Raw genomic sequence first — 14,675 nt, 5'->3', positions numbered from 1 at the left:
GACACCCAATGGAAACCACCCCCACACCTCGACACCGGCCAACCCCGCACCAACACCTTCCACCACCCCGAAAAACTGCTGGGTGATGGCGACGGTCTGCCGCCGCACTGATTAATCTGATTGCTCGTGACTGACCAGCGCACCCTGCTGCTGATGCGGCACGCGAAGTCCGATTACCCGCCGGGCGTCGACGACCACGACCGGCCGCTGGCGCCCCGCGGCATCCGCCAAGCCGGGCTGGCCGGCGACTGGCTGCGCGCCAACGCGCCCGCCATCGACGGCGTGCTGTGCTCCACGGCGACGCGCACCCGCGAGACGCTGCTCAACACCGGCATCGATGCGCCGGTGCGATACAGCGAGCGCCTCTACGCGAGCACTCCCGGCACGCTGATCGACGAGATCAACACGGTGGACGACGCCGTCGGCACGCTACTGGTCATCGGACACGAGCCGACGATGTCGGCCCTGGCGCTGGGGCTGGGCGGCGCCGGACGTACGAATACCGCTGCCGCCGAACGAATTTCGGCCAAGTTTCCAACGTCGGCGATCGCGGTGCTCACCGTGCCGGGCGCGTGGAAAGAGGTCGAACTCGGCGTGGCGACGCTGATCGACTTCGAGGTGCCGCGCTGAGCCTCGATTGCCCGGATCAGGAGTTGGTGGCCAGCGTCAGCTCCATCAGCTTGATGGCCTGACCGCACGCATCGATGCCCGGCGCCTGCGGGTTGACCCACCATCCGACCACCCCGGCGGCGTCGCTGGCCACGCCGCACGCACCGTTCGCGTCGTCGGGCCGCATCACGATCGAGTCGATCCCGGCGATCGACCGGGTCTCGATCTTGTACTTCAGAAATTCCGCGACCTTGCGCTCGTTGGACAGGCTGCCCTGCTCGAACCAGAACCGGGTGATGTCGATCAACCCGGCCGGATTGGCCGCCTGCCAGCGGCAGATCGCACCGACGAAGGTGCTCTGAATGTCGAGCGGGTCGGCGCCCACCGTCTTGGCCAGGATGTCGCTGGTCAAGACCTCACATTCCTTGAGCAGGTTCGGGTACTGCTGCTGAGAGTTGTTGTTGCGGGGCACATTGCCGCCCGCCTTGACCGCGTTGCCCCCGATCGAGCGGGAACACCCCGTCAACACCAACAGCGCGGCGATCACCACGATCGCGGCGGCAACCGCGGTCCTGCCGGCCCGGGAACGCGTCGAGGCCATCATTTCGAATTCGCAATCGACTGACGAGCGAGTTCCTTCGCTATGTCGCATGGCGGCGGAAACGGCTTCTGACTGAAACTGATTGACCACTCGATGAAGTCGTCCTGAAACTGGATGCCCACCTCACACAACGAGTCACCCAGGTTGGGCTCGTTGCCGATGGCGATGAAACCGCTATGGCCGTTGATGTTGATGTCATCGACGCTGGCCCGCGAAAGCTCCTCGGTCTTGCGTTCGCGACCGATGGGGCTGCCGCGATACCAGGAGAAGGAGAAGTGCGGCCCCAGGATGCCACCACCGGCGAGCCACTGGCACCCCACTGAGTTGCGGGCGGTGTTGATCAGCCCGGTGACCTTGGTGAGCTCCGCTACGGTCTGGTCGCTGATCCCGCCGCACTGCGGGAACATCGCACCGTGGCTGCCCTGGCCGTTCTGCGGCGTCGACGACGACGTAGCGCCCGGTTTGTTGCCGCCGGAATCGGAGCAGCCCGCAGCCGCGGGGATCAGGATCGTCACTGCTGACGCCACGAGAGCCAGCGCCCTCGTGCTACGCCGCACCGCTACCCTGCTTCCGCTCCGCCCGCTGCTGGTCCACACGATGCACTGTAGCGGCAGCCCAGCGGGTCAACCACCGACGCGCCTGAGCAGGTATTTCGGGGCCGCAACAAGTGGGGTGCGGACCTGGACCGTCCGGCGGTTGCCGGGCACGGCCGCGCGGACGGTGTGCGACAGTTAGCCCATGCTCCTGGCACTGCTGCGCCAGTACATCCAGCCGTACCGACGGCTGGTGGCGGTGCTGATGGTGCTGCAGCTGATCGGCAACCTCGCGTCGCTGTACCTGCCGACCGTCAACGCCGCCATCATCGACGAGGGCGTGGCCAAGGGTGACACCACCACCATCGTTCGGCTCGGCATGGTCATGCTCGGGGTCACCGCATTGCAGGTGCTGTGCTCGGTCGGGGCGATCTATGTCGGCTCGCGCACCGGGATGGGCTTCGGTCGCGACCTGCGCGCCGCCATCTTCGAGCACGTCACCTCCTTCTCCGAACGCGAGACCGCCCGATTCGGGGCGCCGACGCTGCTGACACGCAGCACCAACGACGTGCGGCAAATCCAGTACCTGGTCCAAATAAGCGCCACGGTGCTGGTGACCGCCCCGATCATGTGCCTCGGCGGGATCTTCATGGCCATCCGCCAGGAGGCCGCGCTGACGTGGCTGCTGCTGGTCAGCGTGCCGATCATGGCGGTAGCCAACTACTGGGTGATGTCGCACATGCTGCCCCTGTTCCGCCGGATGCAGGGCCTGATCGACGGCATCAACCGGGTGCTGCGCGACCAGCTGGCCGGCGTCCGGGTGGTCCGCGCGTTCGCGCGGGAAGGTTTCGAACGAGACCGCTTCGCCCGCGCCAACACCGCGCTGTCGAACACCGCACTGACCGCGGGCAACTGGCAAGCGTTGATGCTGCCGGTGACCACGCTGACCATCAACGTGTCCAGCGTCGCGCTGATCTGGTTCGGCGGGTTGCGCATCGACCGCGGCCAGATGCAGGTCGGTTCGCTGACCGCCTTCCTGGCCTACTTCACCCAGATCCTGATGGCGGTGTTGATGGCGACGATGACGCTGGTGGTGTTGCCGCGCGCCTCGGTGTGCGCCGAGCGGATCACCGAGGTGCTCGCCACCCGGCCGGCGGTGACCGACCCCCCGAGCCCGCGGTCCCCGCGCGGCGCCATCACCGGAGTCGTGCGGCTGCACGGCGCGACCTTCACCTATCCGGGCGCCGATCGCCCAGTGCTGCAAGGCATTTCGCTGACCGCGGCGCCCGGAACCACCACCGCCATCGTCGGCAGCACCGGTTCGGGCAAGTCGACGCTGGTCTCGCTGATCTGCCGGCTCTACGACGTGACCGGCGGCGCCGTCTCGATCGACGGCATCGACGTCCGCGAATACCGGACCGAGCGGCTGTGGTCGGCCATCGGGCTGGTTCCCCAGCGCGGCTACCTGTTTTCCGGGACGGTCGCGGACAACCTGCGCTACGGCGCCGCCCCGCATCAGGTCCCTACCGACGATCAGATGTGGGAGGCGTTGCGGGTGGCCGCCGCCGACGATTTCGTGCGGGCCCACGATGACGGGCTGCAGATGCGGGTGGCCCAGGGCGGTATCAACTTCTCGGGCGGGCAACGGCAGCGACTCGCCATCGCCCGGGCGGTCATCCGCCGTCCGGCAATCTATTTGTTCGACGACTCGTTCGCCGCGCTCGACGAGCGCACCGACGCGCGGGTCCGCACCTCGCTACGGGAGACCTCCGGTGATGCCACCGTCATCGTTGTCACACAACGCATTTCGATCGCATCCACGGCCGACCAGGTAATCGTGATCGACAACGGGAAGCTGGTGGGCGCGGGCACCCACGAATCGCTGCTCGTCGATTGCGCCACCTACGCCGAATTCGCCGACTCGCAGTCGGCCGGCGCGGTGCGAACCGGACGAGCCGGGGGCCCACCGTGACCGCCGCGGCCACCCAGGCCGCCAACCGGACGGCCCCCGCAACCCGGTCGCGCGACTTCTGGGGTTCGGCCGCCCGCCTGGTGAAACGGCTTGCGCCGCAACGACGGCTGTGCATCGCGGTGATCAGCTTGGGTATCACCGGCACGGCGATCGGGGTGATCGTCCCGCGAATCCTGGGGCACGCCACCGACTTGCTGTTCAACGGCGTCATCGGGCGCCAGCTGCCCGCCGGGATGACCAAGGCCCAGGCCGTCGCCGCCGCACGCGGCCGAGGCGCCGACACCTTCGCCGACTTGCTGTCCGGGATGAACGTGGTCCCGGGTCACGGCGTCGACTTCGGGGCGGTCGCACGAACGCTGACGCTGGCGCTGGCCCTCTATCTCGTTTCGGCGCTGCTGATTTGGATACAGGCGCGACTGCTCAACGCCACCGTGCAGCGCACCATGGTGGGCTTACGTTCCGATGTCGAGGACAAAATCCACCGGCTGCCGTTGTCCTACTTCGATGGACGTCAGCGCGGGGAGTTGCTGAGCCGGGTCACCAACGACGTCGACAACATCCAATCGTCGCTGGCGATGACGATCAGCCAGCTGCTGACATCGGTCCTGACCGTGGTGGCGGTGCTGGCGATGATGCTGTCCATCTCGCCGCTGCTGGTGGTGATCACCGTGCTGACGGTGCCGCTGTCGCTGTTGGCGACGCGGGCGATCGCGCGACGCTCCCACCGCCTGTTCGTCGCGCAGTGGACCAGCATCGGCCGCCTGAACGCCCACATCGAGGAGACCTACAGCGGTTTCACGGTGGTCACGACGTTCGGCCACCAGGCGGCGGCGCGCGAGCAGTTCCGCACCCTCAACGACGACGTCTACCGGGCCAGTTTCGGCGCTCAATTCTTCTCCGGGCTGGTGGCACCGGCGACGACGTTCATCGGCAATCTCGGCTACGTCGCCGTCGCGGTGGTGGGCGGCCTGCAGGTGGCCACCGGCCACATCACCCTGGGCAATATCCAGGCGTTCATTCAATATGTGCGGCAGTTCAACTCGCCACTGAGCCAGCTCGCCGGCATGTACAACACCCTGCAATCCGGGGTGGCCAGCGCCGAGCGGATTTTCGCGCTGCTCGACGAGCCCGAGGAGGCGCCGGATCCTGTGCCTGCCCTGCGGGCCGGCACCCCCCCGCGGCCCGGTGGACGCGTCGAGTTCGCCCACGTGAGCTTCGCCTACCGCCCGGGCACCCCGGTAATCGAGGACCTGTCCATGGTGGCCGAACCGGGAAGCACGGTGGCGATCGTCGGGCCGACGGGAGCGGGCAAAACCACGCTGGTGAACCTGCTGATGCGGTTCTATGACGTCGACGCGGGACAGATCCTGCTCGACGGGGTCGACATCAGCACGCTGGACCGCCGGTCGCTGCGGTCGCGGATCGGCATGGTGCTGCAGGACACCTGGCTGTTCGACGGGACGATCGCGGAGAACATCGCCTATGGACGCCCGGACGCCGGTGAGGACGAGGTGCTCGACGCCGCCAAGGCCGCCTACGTCGACCCGTTCGTCCGGACGCTGCCGGCGGGCTACCAGACCCGGATCAGCGGTGACGGAGGCAACATCAGCGCCGGCGAGAAGCAGCTCATCACCATCGCGCGCGCGTTTCTTTCCCGCCCACAACTGTTGATCCTGGACGAGGCGACCAGCTCGGTCGACACCCGCACCGAGGCCCTCATCCAGCACGCGATGTGTGAACTGCGCCGCGATCGCACGAGTTTCATTATCGCGCACCGACTTTCGACGATCCGCGACGCGGACCGCATCGTGGTGGTCGAGGCCGGGCGGATCGTCGAACAGGGCAATCACACTGAACTACTCGCCCGGCGCGGCACGTATTACGAGATGACACAGGCATAAGCGCCTGGCGGGCGCATTGATAAGCGGCCGCGATCGCTACCAAGAAGTTATTGAGAAGACACCAAGGAACAAACGCGACGCTGGGATCGTCCTACTCAGTAACGCACCTGAAAGGGGTGGCAGCAATGTTCTCCCGCCGCATCACAAAGATGGCCACCACCGCAATCGGCACCGCCGCCATCGGACTCGCCGCCGTCGGCTTCGCCGGCACGGCCGCAGCGAGCTCCGTGCAGACCGCCGACGCGGCGTTCCTGGGCCAGATGCAAAGCCTCGGCGTCACTTTCCCGTCCACCCAAGCCGCCGTGCAGACGGGCCACCAGGTCTGCACCGAACTCGCCGCCGGCCAGACGCCCACCGCGGTCACCGTCGACATCTTCCGGCACACCAGCCTGACGCCGCCGCAGGCGGCCCACGTGGTCTTGGCGGCCACCCAGGCCTATTGCCCGCAATTCTCCGGTCAGCCCGCCTAGGCGAATAACGACCCACCATGGGGGATTTCGAAAGTCGGAATCCCCCATCGGCCGTGGGAGCCGACGCCCCGCACGGCTCCAAGGATTCGTAGAGAAGTCCAACAGGCGCACGTTCGAAGCTCTTCTCAACACCCGCCCAGCCCCGACCCACGCGGCCAGAGACGAGAAGAGGCACACCATGACGACCGCCAACATCACCAAGACCCTGACCCTCGCGGTGGCCGCCGGCGCGGTCGCGCTCGGTGTGGCGGCCCCGGCCGGAGCCGCAGCGTCCCAACTCACCTACGGGGACCCGACCGCCGCCGCCCAATTCTGGCGCCAGCAGCAGTACGACGACTGCGTGCTGATGTCGAGTGCCGATGTCATCGGCGAGATCACCGGCGTGGCTCCCTCGGAGCACGACATCATCGCCAAGGCCCAATCGACGCCCAGCATGGCGCATCCCGGCTCGATTTACACCAAGCCCGCCGCCACCGGCAACCCGGAATCCGGAATGGGCGCGAACACGGCGGACATCCCCGAGTTGCTCGCCCAGTACAAGATCGGCGCCGTCCTCAGCGACAAGGACGACGCCGCGCAAACCGGCACCCCGGCCGGAATGGCCGCTCTCGAGCGGGCGCTCGGCGGCGGTCACAAGGTGATCGTCAGCCTCAACGCCGAGCTGATCTGGCACCAGCCCGTCGAAGACAAGGGCAAGGACGGCCGCCCGGAGTCCAACCACGCCGTGGTGGTGACCGGCGTCGACACCGTCGCCGGCATCGTCCACCTCAACGACAGCGGCACACCCGAAGGCCGCAACGAGCAAATCCCGATCAAGCTGTTCGTCGAGTCCTGGGACACCAGCAACGAGTTGATGGTCGTCACCACCTAGTCGCCGCCGGGGATTCGGTTCACGCGGCGCGCAACCGAGCGGAGCGCGTTTCGCGTGGCCGATATGTGGCGGCGGTGCAATTCAATTCGTGCGACGCACCCACTATCGCCCTGGGTGCGAACACATTTCAGCCCCCGGCCCCGGGTGCGGCGCCGCGCTGGGGCCATGGTTGGACGACATGCCGTCCGAGCTCGACGGTTTCTCGTGATTCGTAACGAATCCGCCCGCTTGGCGTCACAATCACAATGGTGAGCTCAGGGCATCCGACGCCGCGGACGCGGAAAGGCTGGTAGGCGGGATGGCGGACAAGCGTCTCGAATTCGGTCTGCTCGGACCGTTGGAGATGAGCGTCGACGGCACCCTGGTGCCGCTGGGCACACCCAAACAGCGGGCGGTGCTGGCGATGCTGCTGATGAACCGCAACAACCCGGTCGGCGTCGACCGGCTCATCACGGCCCTGTGGGACGAGTCGCCACCGTCGGGGGCGCGGGCCAGCATCCACTCCTACGTGTCCAACCTGCGAAAGTTGCTGACCGGTGCCGGCATCGACCCGCGCACGGTGCTGGTCGCGGCACCGCCGGGTTACCGGCTCAACGTCGCCAACGACCGTTGCGATCTGGGCCGGTTCATCGCCGAAAAGACCGCCGGCGTGCAGGCGGCGGCCGCCGGCCGGTTCGAGCAGGCCAGTCAGCACCTGTCGGCCGCCCTGGCCGAATGGCGCGGCCCGGTGCTCGAGGACCTGGACGGCCTTCGCTTCGTCGACGCCTTCACCGCGTCGCTGGTCGAGGAGAAGATCCTGGCTCACACCGCGCAGGCCGAGGCCGAAATTGCCTGCGGACGCGCCTTTACCGTGATCACCGAACTGGAAGCCCTGACGGCCGAGCATCCTTACCGCGAGCAGCTGTGGGCCCAATTGATGACCGCCTACTACCTCGCCGACCGCCAATCCGACGCGTTGGCGGCCTATCGGCGCGTGCAGAAATCGCTGGCCGATGACCTCGGGATCGACCCCGGCCAGAACCTGCGCGCCCTCAACGACCAGATCCTGCGCCAAGAGCCGCTGGACGTGAAGAAGAACGCCATGACGACCGCGGCGGTCGCGATCACCGTGCTCGAGCACTACCCGACCGACGACAAGGTGGCCGCTTATCTGCACGAGGTGTCCGGACGCAGTTATCCGCTGCGGGGATCGACAACCATTGGGCGGCTTGGCGACAACGACATCGTGCTCGACTCCCCCAAGGTCAGCCGGCATCATGCCGTCATCGTCGACACCGGAAACGGTTACATCATCGACGACCTGCGGTCCTCGAACGGCGTGCACGTGCGGGAGCAACGGATCCGTTCCGCAGCCACCCTGCGGGACGGCGACCGCGTGCGGATCTGCGACCACGAATTCACCTTCCAGGTCGCCGCTGACCACGAAGACGAGGCCTGAGAGCACGGTGAGCCGACCCGCGCTGACACGCGCGGCGATTGTTCCCGTTATCGTGCGGTGGGACGCCTGCGCGCTTACCGTCATGATTGCTCAGTCACGGGTTGCGATCGTGTGCCTGCCCGCAAAGTCTCGAAAGAGACCGGCAGGCTAGGGGTTGGGTTGGAAGGATGAGGAATGAGTGACGAGCAGTCCTCACGGGCGGGGTCGATGTTTGGCCCCTACCACCTAAAGCGGCTGCTGGGCCGCGGTGGGATGGGTGAGGTCTACGAGGCCGAACACACCGTCAAAGAGTGGACGGTCGCGGTCAAACTCCTGTCCGAAAGCTTCAGCCGGGACCCGGTGTTTCGCGAGCGGTTGAAACGCGAAGCCCGCACCGCCGGTCGTTTGCAGGAACCGCACGTGGTGCCGGTGCACGACTACGGCGAAATCGACGGCCAGATGTTCCTCGAGATGCGCTTGGTCGAGGGCACCGACCTGGACAGCGTGCTCAAACGCTTCGGCCCGCTGACTCCACCGCGCGCGGTCGCCATCATCACCCAGATCGCGTCGGCGCTCGATGCCGCGCACGCCGCCGGGGTGATGCACCGCGACATCAAACCGCAGAACATTCTCATCACCCGTGACGACTTCGCCTACCTGGTCGACTTCGGCATCGCCAGCGCCACCACCGACGAGAAGCTGACGCAGCTCGGCACCGCGGTCGGAACCTGGAAATACATGGCGCCAGAACGGTTTTCGGACGCGGAAGTCACCTATCGCGCCGACATCTACGCGCTGGCCTGCGTGCTGTTCGAGTGCCTGACCGGGACGCCGCCCTACCGCGCCGACAGCGCCGGGGTGCTGGTCTCCGCTCACATGATGGACCCAATTCCCGCGCCCAGCGCGCAGCGCCCGGGGGTCCCGAAGGCCTTCGACGTGGTGATCGCCCGCGGCATGGCCAAGAAGCCGGAGGATCGCTACGCCAGCGCGGGTGATCTGGCCCTGGCCGCCAAGGAAGCGTTGAGCAACCCCGACCAGGACCGCGCCGCCACCATCTTGCGCCGCAGCCAGGAAGCCGCACTGCCCGCCGCCGACTACCCCGGCGCGGGAGCCCACGCCGCCGCGGCACCCCCGCAGCCGTTCGGGCCGACGTTCAACACCCCGCCGCCGTCGCCGTTCGACCCGCCGTCGGCCCCCAGTTCCGGTCCGATACCGGCGCACGGCGGTCAGGCGTGGACCCCGACCAGCGGGCCGATCCCGGCGGCCGGTCAGCCGTATTACCAAGGCACCAATGCCAACTGGGGCGCGCCGCCCCAGTTCACCAGTTCGACGCCCTGGGGTCAGCCCCCGCCCAAACCGCACCGCTCGATCTGGCCGATCATCGCGGCCGTCGCCGTGGTGCTCGTCGTGATCGCGACCGGGGTCGGCATCTGGCTTGTCGTTCGCCCCAAGCCGGAACCACCGCAGGCCGCCCCGCTGGGCCCCGAACGCCTCAGCGGCCTGCTGCTCGGCCCGGCCGACATCAACGGTGTGATGGGCTCGTCGTCGATGCAGCCGGGCAAACCCATCACGTCGACGGACAGCTCCTCGGTGACGGTCTCCGCGCCCGATTGCCAGGGGGCGCTGTACACCACGCAGGACCCGGTCTATGCGGGCACCGGCTACTCGGCGGTCAGCGGCCTGGTGTCCTCGGAGGCGGGCGACAACTACGACCACTGGGTCAACCAGGCCGTGGTGCTGTTTCCCTCCGCCGACAAGGCCAAGAGTTTCGTGCAGACCTCCGCGGACAAGTGGAAAGGCTGCGCCGGCAAGACGGTGACCGTCACCAACAAGAGCAAGACCTATCGGTGGACGTTCGCGCAGCTTCAGGGCAGTCCACCGAAGATCACGCTGATGGACACCCAGGAGGGCGCCGACGGCTGGGAGTGCCAGCGCGCGCTCAGCGTGGCCAACAACGTGGTCGTCGACATCAACGCCTGCGGGTACCACATCAGCGATCAGGGCGCCCAGATCGCCGACAAGATCGTCGCCAAGATCGACAGCGAGAAGCCCGAGGGCTGAGGCGCTACGGCCTTGTCAGGACTGCAGATCGGGGCCCTGCGCGCGTAGGTCGTCGACGGCCGACATGGCGCCGCGCAGTTTGGCCAGCCACTCTTCGGCGTGCTCGCCGACCAGCTTGACCGACCAGGCCAGAGCGTCGGCGCGGGACCGGGCGACGCCGGCGTCCACCAGCGTGTCGAGCACCTGGCGTTCGGGTTGCTTCAGCCGCGTCATGACCGGTACGGCGATGTGGGTGAACAGGATTCGCTCGGTGCCGGCCGTGGAAGCGACCTCGACACCCCAGGAGACCTTGCGGCCGTAGCGATCCTGCGCTTCGTCGGCGATGCGCATGCGCTCCGAGCGGGTGTCCTCGCGGAACCGCGACGCCCGTCCGGCCGCGCGAGCCTCGCTCGCTTCGCCTTCCGCGCTGTCCGGGTCCGGGAGCTTGCCGATGACGGTGATCTCTTCGCGGTCGACGACCACCGTGGGGTCGCCGTCGAACCAGCTTTCCGGGAGACGTCCGGCGAACCACTCCGCGGCGTCGCTGGCGTCGGGTTGCTGGGCTTGCTGCCAGCCGCCGGGGCGGCCGTACCGCCTTTGTGTGTGATGGGCTTTCATGATTACATGATTACACCGTTACACCTGTCAGGGAACCGCCTTTCACCGGCAGCGAAACGACCCACCGGCGCGGACGTGTGGGCGGGTGTCGCCACGCCGTCGCAAGCGGTTCTCCACGACGCGGACGGCCCCGGAAAACCGTTGATCCGCGCTGTTGGTCGGCGTATTTTGGTTAGCGAAGCAGGCCCGGGAAGCGACCAATTCGAAGCGCTGGAACACGGGGTAGGAATCCGGCCGCGTAGGACACGCATAAGACGTCGTCAAACGCCCCCTAGAGTCGCACCGGGCCTGCCCATGCGTCGGGCACCTTTCTCGCCCGGGCAGCGCGGGCCCGTCAGTCGCCGTCGCCGCGCCGCACGCGGAAGAGCTTCACCTCGTTCTTGATGCCCTTGAGGCGCCGGGCGCCGGCGAATGAACCGGAGAACTCACCGCTGTCGCCGATGACGTCCCAGACCGAATCCGCGACCAGGACCGTGCCCGGGCGCGCCACGTTGGTGACGCGGCTCGCCACGTTGACCGGGCTGCCGAACCAGTCGCCGGCCCGGCTGACCGCCATGCCGGAGGCCACCCCGGCCCGCAGCCGGGGGAAGTCGTTGTCGGTGTCGACGGCCTCGACGAGCTTGACGATGACGTCGAGCAGCGGCAGCGGATCAGGGCAGACGAACATGACCGCGTCACCGATGGTCTTGATGAACCGCACCGGCGGCACCGTCATGTCCCGGGCGAGGATGGCCAGCCGGTTGGCCAGATGTCCCAGTTCCTCGGGCGACACCGCCTCACCGATCCGGGTGAAGCCGACCAGATCCGCGAAGGCAACGGTGATCTGGCGCGCCCCGGGCAGCGGCTCGCCGGCGGCCCGCTCCGCGGCGTTGATCGCCTCGGTTTCCATCATGTGGCGCAGCTGCATGAACAACATGTGCTCGATCATCGGGCCGAGCATGGGCGCGATCTGTCCCACCAAAGCCTTTGACGCCTTGGCGATTTCGAGCTCGCTGTTACCCGGCCGCATGATCGCCGAGAGCGCCGTGTAGCGCATGACTTCGGCGGCCCGCGACAGGCCTTCGGCCAGTACCCGAACCACGAGAACCACCTGCTCGGGATCCAGCCCCAGCTCGACGAATCGCTGGGCGAAGGCGGCGGCTTCGCCGTCGGCGCGCATGTGAACGACCGCGTCGGGGTCGTCCACGCGAACCAGGCCGATCGCGCGCTGCACGCGCTGCAACAGCCCCAGGTCGATGCCGTGGGTCTCGCTGATCTCCCGGGTGGACACGTAGGTGCCGTCATCGCCGATCAGATGGCGGGTGGCCAGCAGCAGGGGCGGATTGGTGGTGCGGATCTCCTCGGTGGTGATGCCCTGCTCGAGCAGCCACCGCACCAATTCGGCGCGCTCGGTGCGCGCGGTTCCCTCGAGCCCCTCGAGCAAATCGTCGATGTTCTGGTCGGCCCCGTCCTGCACGTTCGTCAACCTACAACGCGGGCCAGCCAGGATGTGGGGTGATGAACACACCGCCGCTGCGGGGATTCCCGCCGGTCGTCGATGAGCGAGCCCGGACACTGATCCTGGGTTTGGTGGCCGGCAGTACTAGGCCAATCGGCGCGGCGGCTATGACACCGGCGGTCGCCGCAGGGCCCACGGTCGGGCGGCTTCGATCTGCGCCGACAGCGACAGCAGCGTCGCCTCGTCGTATGGCCTGCCGACGAGTTGGACCGACAACGGCAGGCGGTCGCCATCGAGGTCCCACGGCACCACCGCTGCGGGCTGCCCGGTCAGGTTCCAAACCTGTTGGTAGGGAACGTATCGACCGACCCTCAGCAGCGTCGACACCGCGCCGCGGCGTTGATAGGCGCCGATGCGCGACGGGCCCGTCGCCGTGCCGGGCGTGACGACGACGTCGACGTCGTCGAAGATCGCCTGGATCCGCGAGACCACCCCATCCTCGTTGGCCCGGATCGCCTCCATCCGCCGGTCCGAAAAGAACGAACCCAGACGGGCGATGTTGCGGGTGCGCGCCTCCAGGCGTTCCGGATGGGCCAGCGCGTCCGCGTCGTCGCAGATACCGCGCAGATATCGGGGCAGATAGTTGGCGAACATCGCCGAGGCCGGATACTCGGGATCGGCCCTGATGACGTCATGGCCCAGGTCGCGCAGCAGCGCACCGGCCTGCTCGACCGCCGTCAGCTCCGCCTTGCCCACCCGGACCGGCAACGGGGTTGGCACCTTGGTGCTCAACGCAATTCGCAACCGGCCGGGGCTGCGGCCCGCCGCCGTCACGAACTCCCCTTCGGGACCGGCCACCGTCGACGTCGCATCCAGGAACACCGCCGCGTCCAGCACCGTGCGCGCGATCGGGCCGTTGACGCTCAGCCCGTACCAGGCATCGTCGTGCGGTTCCAACGACACCCGGTCGCGCTGCGGCTTCAAGCCGAACAGCCCGCACCACGTCGCCGGGATGCGAATCGAGCCGCCCCCGTCGGATCCCAAAGCCAGCGACGCCAACCCGGCGGCGACCGCGGCGGCGCTTCCCCCGCTACTGCCGCCCGGGGTGCGGGTGGGGTTCCACGGGTTGCGGGTGGCGCCGAAGGTCATCGACTCGGTGTAGGGCAGCATCATCAGCTCGGGCACATTGGTCTTGCCGATGATCACCGCACCCGCGGCGCGCAACCGGCGCACCACCTCGGCATCGGAGGTGACGGCGGGCCGGTGTCCGCCGCTGCCGAACGTCGTCACCTGCCCGGCGACGTCGACGTCGTCTTTGATCGCCACCGGCACGCCGAGCAACGGCAGCCGCTCGCCCGCGTCCAGACGCTCCTGCGCCGCGGCGGCCTCGTAACGAGCTTGATCGGCGAGCACCACGCGGTAGCACCGCAGCTGGCTGTCCAGCCGCGCTATCCGCTCCAGGTAGACCTCGAGCAACTCCGGCGCGGTCAGTTCACCGTCGGCCAGCATGCGCGCTTGTGCCGCCGCGCCGGCGAACGCGAGATCGTTCACCGCGGCAGCGTATCCCGCGATTCGAGGCAGGCCCCGGATGGTCTCGGCGTGGCCATGGCGAAGCAGCCAGTACCGTGGGCGACATGTCCTGCGTGTTCTGTGCGATCGTCGCCGGCGAAGCCCCGGCCATCCGGATCTACGAAGACGACGACTACCTGGCCATCCTCGACATCCGCCCGTTCACCCGCGGCCACACGCTGGTGCTGCCCAAACGGCACAGCGTCGATCTCACCGACACCGCGCCGGAGACCCTGGCCGGGATGGTCACCCTGGGCCAACGCATCGCCCGGGCCGCGCGGACCACCGAACTGGCCGACGCCACCAACATCGCTGTCAACGACGGCCGCGCCGCTTTCCAGACCGTGTTCCACATCCACCTGCACGTTCTGCCCCGCCGCAACGGCGACAAGCTGTCGGTGGCCAAGGGAATGCTGCTGCGCCGCGACCCCGACCGGGACGCCACCGGCCAGATTCTGCGCAACGCGCTGGCCCGCATCGATGCAAGTCAGGCCGATTGAGCCCAACGGCGACGGCCGCACCCCGCCCCAACCTGGCAAAAGCCGCACTTGGCGAACATCAGCAGCGGTTTAATGCCCAGTAACGCGTGGTGAAGTTGTTCATTCTTCGCCACACAGCAGGGGATCGGCTGGAGCG

General features: G+C 67.8%; 14 protein-coding genes and 1 pseudogene. 10 read left to right on the top strand and 5 right to left on the bottom strand.

Annotation, left to right across the window (positions count from 1 at the left end):
• Together A9W96_RS33215 and A9W96_RS05350 are read left to right on the top strand one after the other, a co-directional pair.
• On the top strand, window positions 1-111 hold a 111-nt coding region (locus A9W96_RS33215), incomplete at its 5' end, for a hypothetical protein (protein WP_369830814.1).
• 15 nt (window positions 112-126) lie between these two features.
• Window positions 127-630 carry a histidine phosphatase family protein gene (locus A9W96_RS05350; RefSeq protein WP_066877225.1) on the top strand — a complete coding sequence of 168 codons (504 nt, stop codon included), beginning with the start codon at window positions 127-129 and terminating at the stop codon, window positions 628-630.
• A gap of 16 nt (window positions 631-646) precedes the next feature.
• On the opposite strand, the gene A9W96_RS05345 is transcribed toward A9W96_RS05350, so the two are convergent.
• Window positions 647-1,210: a DUF3558 domain-containing protein gene (locus A9W96_RS05345; RefSeq protein ID WP_112708815.1), complete on the bottom strand. Its 564-nt coding sequence runs from the start codon at window positions 1,208-1,210 to the stop codon at window positions 647-649.
• Window positions 1,210-1,767 (bottom strand): DUF3558 domain-containing protein, encoded by a 558-nt coding sequence (locus tag A9W96_RS05340; protein WP_067025365.1) that lies wholly within the window; start codon window positions 1,765-1,767, stop codon window positions 1,210-1,212. Before A9W96_RS05340 ends, A9W96_RS05345 begins: the two co-directional genes overlap by 1 nt.
• 181 nt (window positions 1,768-1,948) lie before the next feature.
• Between A9W96_RS05340 and A9W96_RS05335 the strand changes: the two genes are divergently transcribed.
• From A9W96_RS05335 to A9W96_RS05310, 6 genes are all read left to right on the top strand, one after another.
• The gene (locus A9W96_RS05335) at window positions 1,949-3,715 is read left to right on the top strand and encodes an ABC transporter ATP-binding protein (RefSeq protein ID WP_067138285.1); all 1,767 of its coding nucleotides are present in this window, start codon (window positions 1,949-1,951) and stop codon (window positions 3,713-3,715) included.
• Window positions 3,712-5,616 carry an ABC transporter ATP-binding protein gene (locus A9W96_RS05330; protein WP_066867275.1) on the top strand — a complete coding sequence of 635 codons (1,905 nt, stop codon included), beginning with the start codon at window positions 3,712-3,714 and terminating at the stop codon, window positions 5,614-5,616. Before A9W96_RS05335 ends, A9W96_RS05330 begins: the two co-directional genes overlap by 4 nt.
• A gap of 125 nt (window positions 5,617-5,741) precedes the next feature.
• On the top strand, window positions 5,742-6,086 hold the full coding sequence (locus A9W96_RS05325) for a DUF732 domain-containing protein (RefSeq protein WP_067138283.1): 345 nt from the start codon (window positions 5,742-5,744) through the stop codon (window positions 6,084-6,086).
• A 178-nt stretch (window positions 6,087-6,264) separates the two neighbouring features.
• Complete coding sequence (locus A9W96_RS05320; RefSeq protein WP_067138281.1) at window positions 6,265-6,957, top strand: hypothetical protein; 693 nt, start codon at window positions 6,265-6,267, stop codon at window positions 6,955-6,957.
• Between the two features lie 298 nt (window positions 6,958-7,255).
• Entirely contained in the window at window positions 7,256-8,395 is a 1,140-nt protein-coding gene (locus A9W96_RS05315; protein ID WP_067138279.1) for a BTAD domain-containing putative transcriptional regulator, read from the top strand.
• Window positions 8,396-8,569: 174 nt separating this feature from the next.
• A complete protein-coding gene (locus tag A9W96_RS05310; protein WP_066880349.1) occupies window positions 8,570-10,435 on the top strand; it encodes a serine/threonine-protein kinase PknH/PknJ in 1,866 nt (621 codons plus the stop codon).
• 15 nt (window positions 10,436-10,450) lie between these two features.
• Here the strand turns inward: A9W96_RS05310 and A9W96_RS05305 are convergent, their stop codons facing one another.
• Both A9W96_RS05305 and A9W96_RS05300 read right to left on the bottom strand, forming a co-directional pair.
• A complete protein-coding gene (locus A9W96_RS05305; RefSeq protein WP_067025197.1) occupies window positions 10,451-11,032 on the bottom strand; it encodes a hypothetical protein in 582 nt (193 codons plus the stop codon).
• Between the two features lie 334 nt (window positions 11,033-11,366).
• Window positions 11,367-12,497 carry an adenylate/guanylate cyclase domain-containing protein gene (locus A9W96_RS05300; RefSeq protein ID WP_156748906.1) on the bottom strand — a complete coding sequence of 377 codons (1,131 nt, stop codon included), beginning with the start codon at window positions 12,495-12,497 and terminating at the stop codon, window positions 11,367-11,369.
• 32 nt (window positions 12,498-12,529) lie between these two features.
• On the opposite strand from A9W96_RS05300, the pseudogene A9W96_RS31210 reads away from it, so the two are divergent.
• A pseudogene (locus A9W96_RS31210) lies at window positions 12,530-12,599 on the top strand (DNA-deoxyinosine glycosylase); the annotation flags it as partial.
• A 36-nt stretch (window positions 12,600-12,635) separates the two neighbouring features.
• Here the strand turns inward: A9W96_RS31210 and A9W96_RS05295 are convergent.
• The gene (locus tag A9W96_RS05295) at window positions 12,636-14,021 is read right to left on the bottom strand and encodes an amidase (protein ID WP_082972053.1); all 1,386 of its coding nucleotides are present in this window, start codon (window positions 14,019-14,021) and stop codon (window positions 12,636-12,638) included.
• Between the two features lie 83 nt (window positions 14,022-14,104).
• Here A9W96_RS05295 and A9W96_RS05290 point away from each other — a divergent pair, with 83 nt between their 5' ends.
• Window positions 14,105-14,539 carry an HIT family protein gene (locus A9W96_RS05290; protein ID WP_066863937.1) on the top strand — a complete coding sequence of 145 codons (435 nt, stop codon included), beginning with the start codon at window positions 14,105-14,107 and terminating at the stop codon, window positions 14,537-14,539.
• Window positions 14,540-14,675: the final 136 nt, after the last annotated feature.

Origin of the sequence: Mycobacterium sp. 1245852.3, from assembly GCF_001669335.1 — a bacterium.
Classification (GTDB): domain Bacteria; phylum Actinomycetota; class Actinomycetes; order Mycobacteriales; family Mycobacteriaceae; genus Mycobacterium; species Mycobacterium europaeum_A.
This window is presented reverse-complemented; position numbering and strand designations above follow the sequence as displayed.

Coding starts and splice junctions, on each gene's coding strand:
- A9W96_RS05345 (WP_112708815.1), bottom strand. CDS start 1,210: ATGGCCTCGACGCGTTCCCGGGCCGGCAGGACCGCGGTTGCCGCCGCG.
- A9W96_RS05335 (WP_067138285.1), top strand. CDS start 1,949: ATGCTCCTGGCACTGCTGCGCCAGTACATCCAGCCGTACCGACGGCTG.
- A9W96_RS05325 (WP_067138283.1), top strand. CDS start 5,742: ATGTTCTCCCGCCGCATCACAAAGATGGCCACCACCGCAATCGGCACC.
- A9W96_RS05320 (WP_067138281.1), top strand. CDS start 6,265: ATGACGACCGCCAACATCACCAAGACCCTGACCCTCGCGGTGGCCGCC.
- A9W96_RS05315 (WP_067138279.1), top strand. CDS start 7,256: ATGGCGGACAAGCGTCTCGAATTCGGTCTGCTCGGACCGTTGGAGATG.
- A9W96_RS05310 (WP_066880349.1), top strand. CDS start 8,570: ATGAGTGACGAGCAGTCCTCACGGGCGGGGTCGATGTTTGGCCCCTAC.
- A9W96_RS05305 (WP_067025197.1), bottom strand. CDS start 11,032: ATGAAAGCCCATCACACACAAAGGCGGTACGGCCGCCCCGGCGGCTGG.
- A9W96_RS05290 (WP_066863937.1), top strand. CDS start 14,105: ATGTCCTGCGTGTTCTGTGCGATCGTCGCCGGCGAAGCCCCGGCCATC.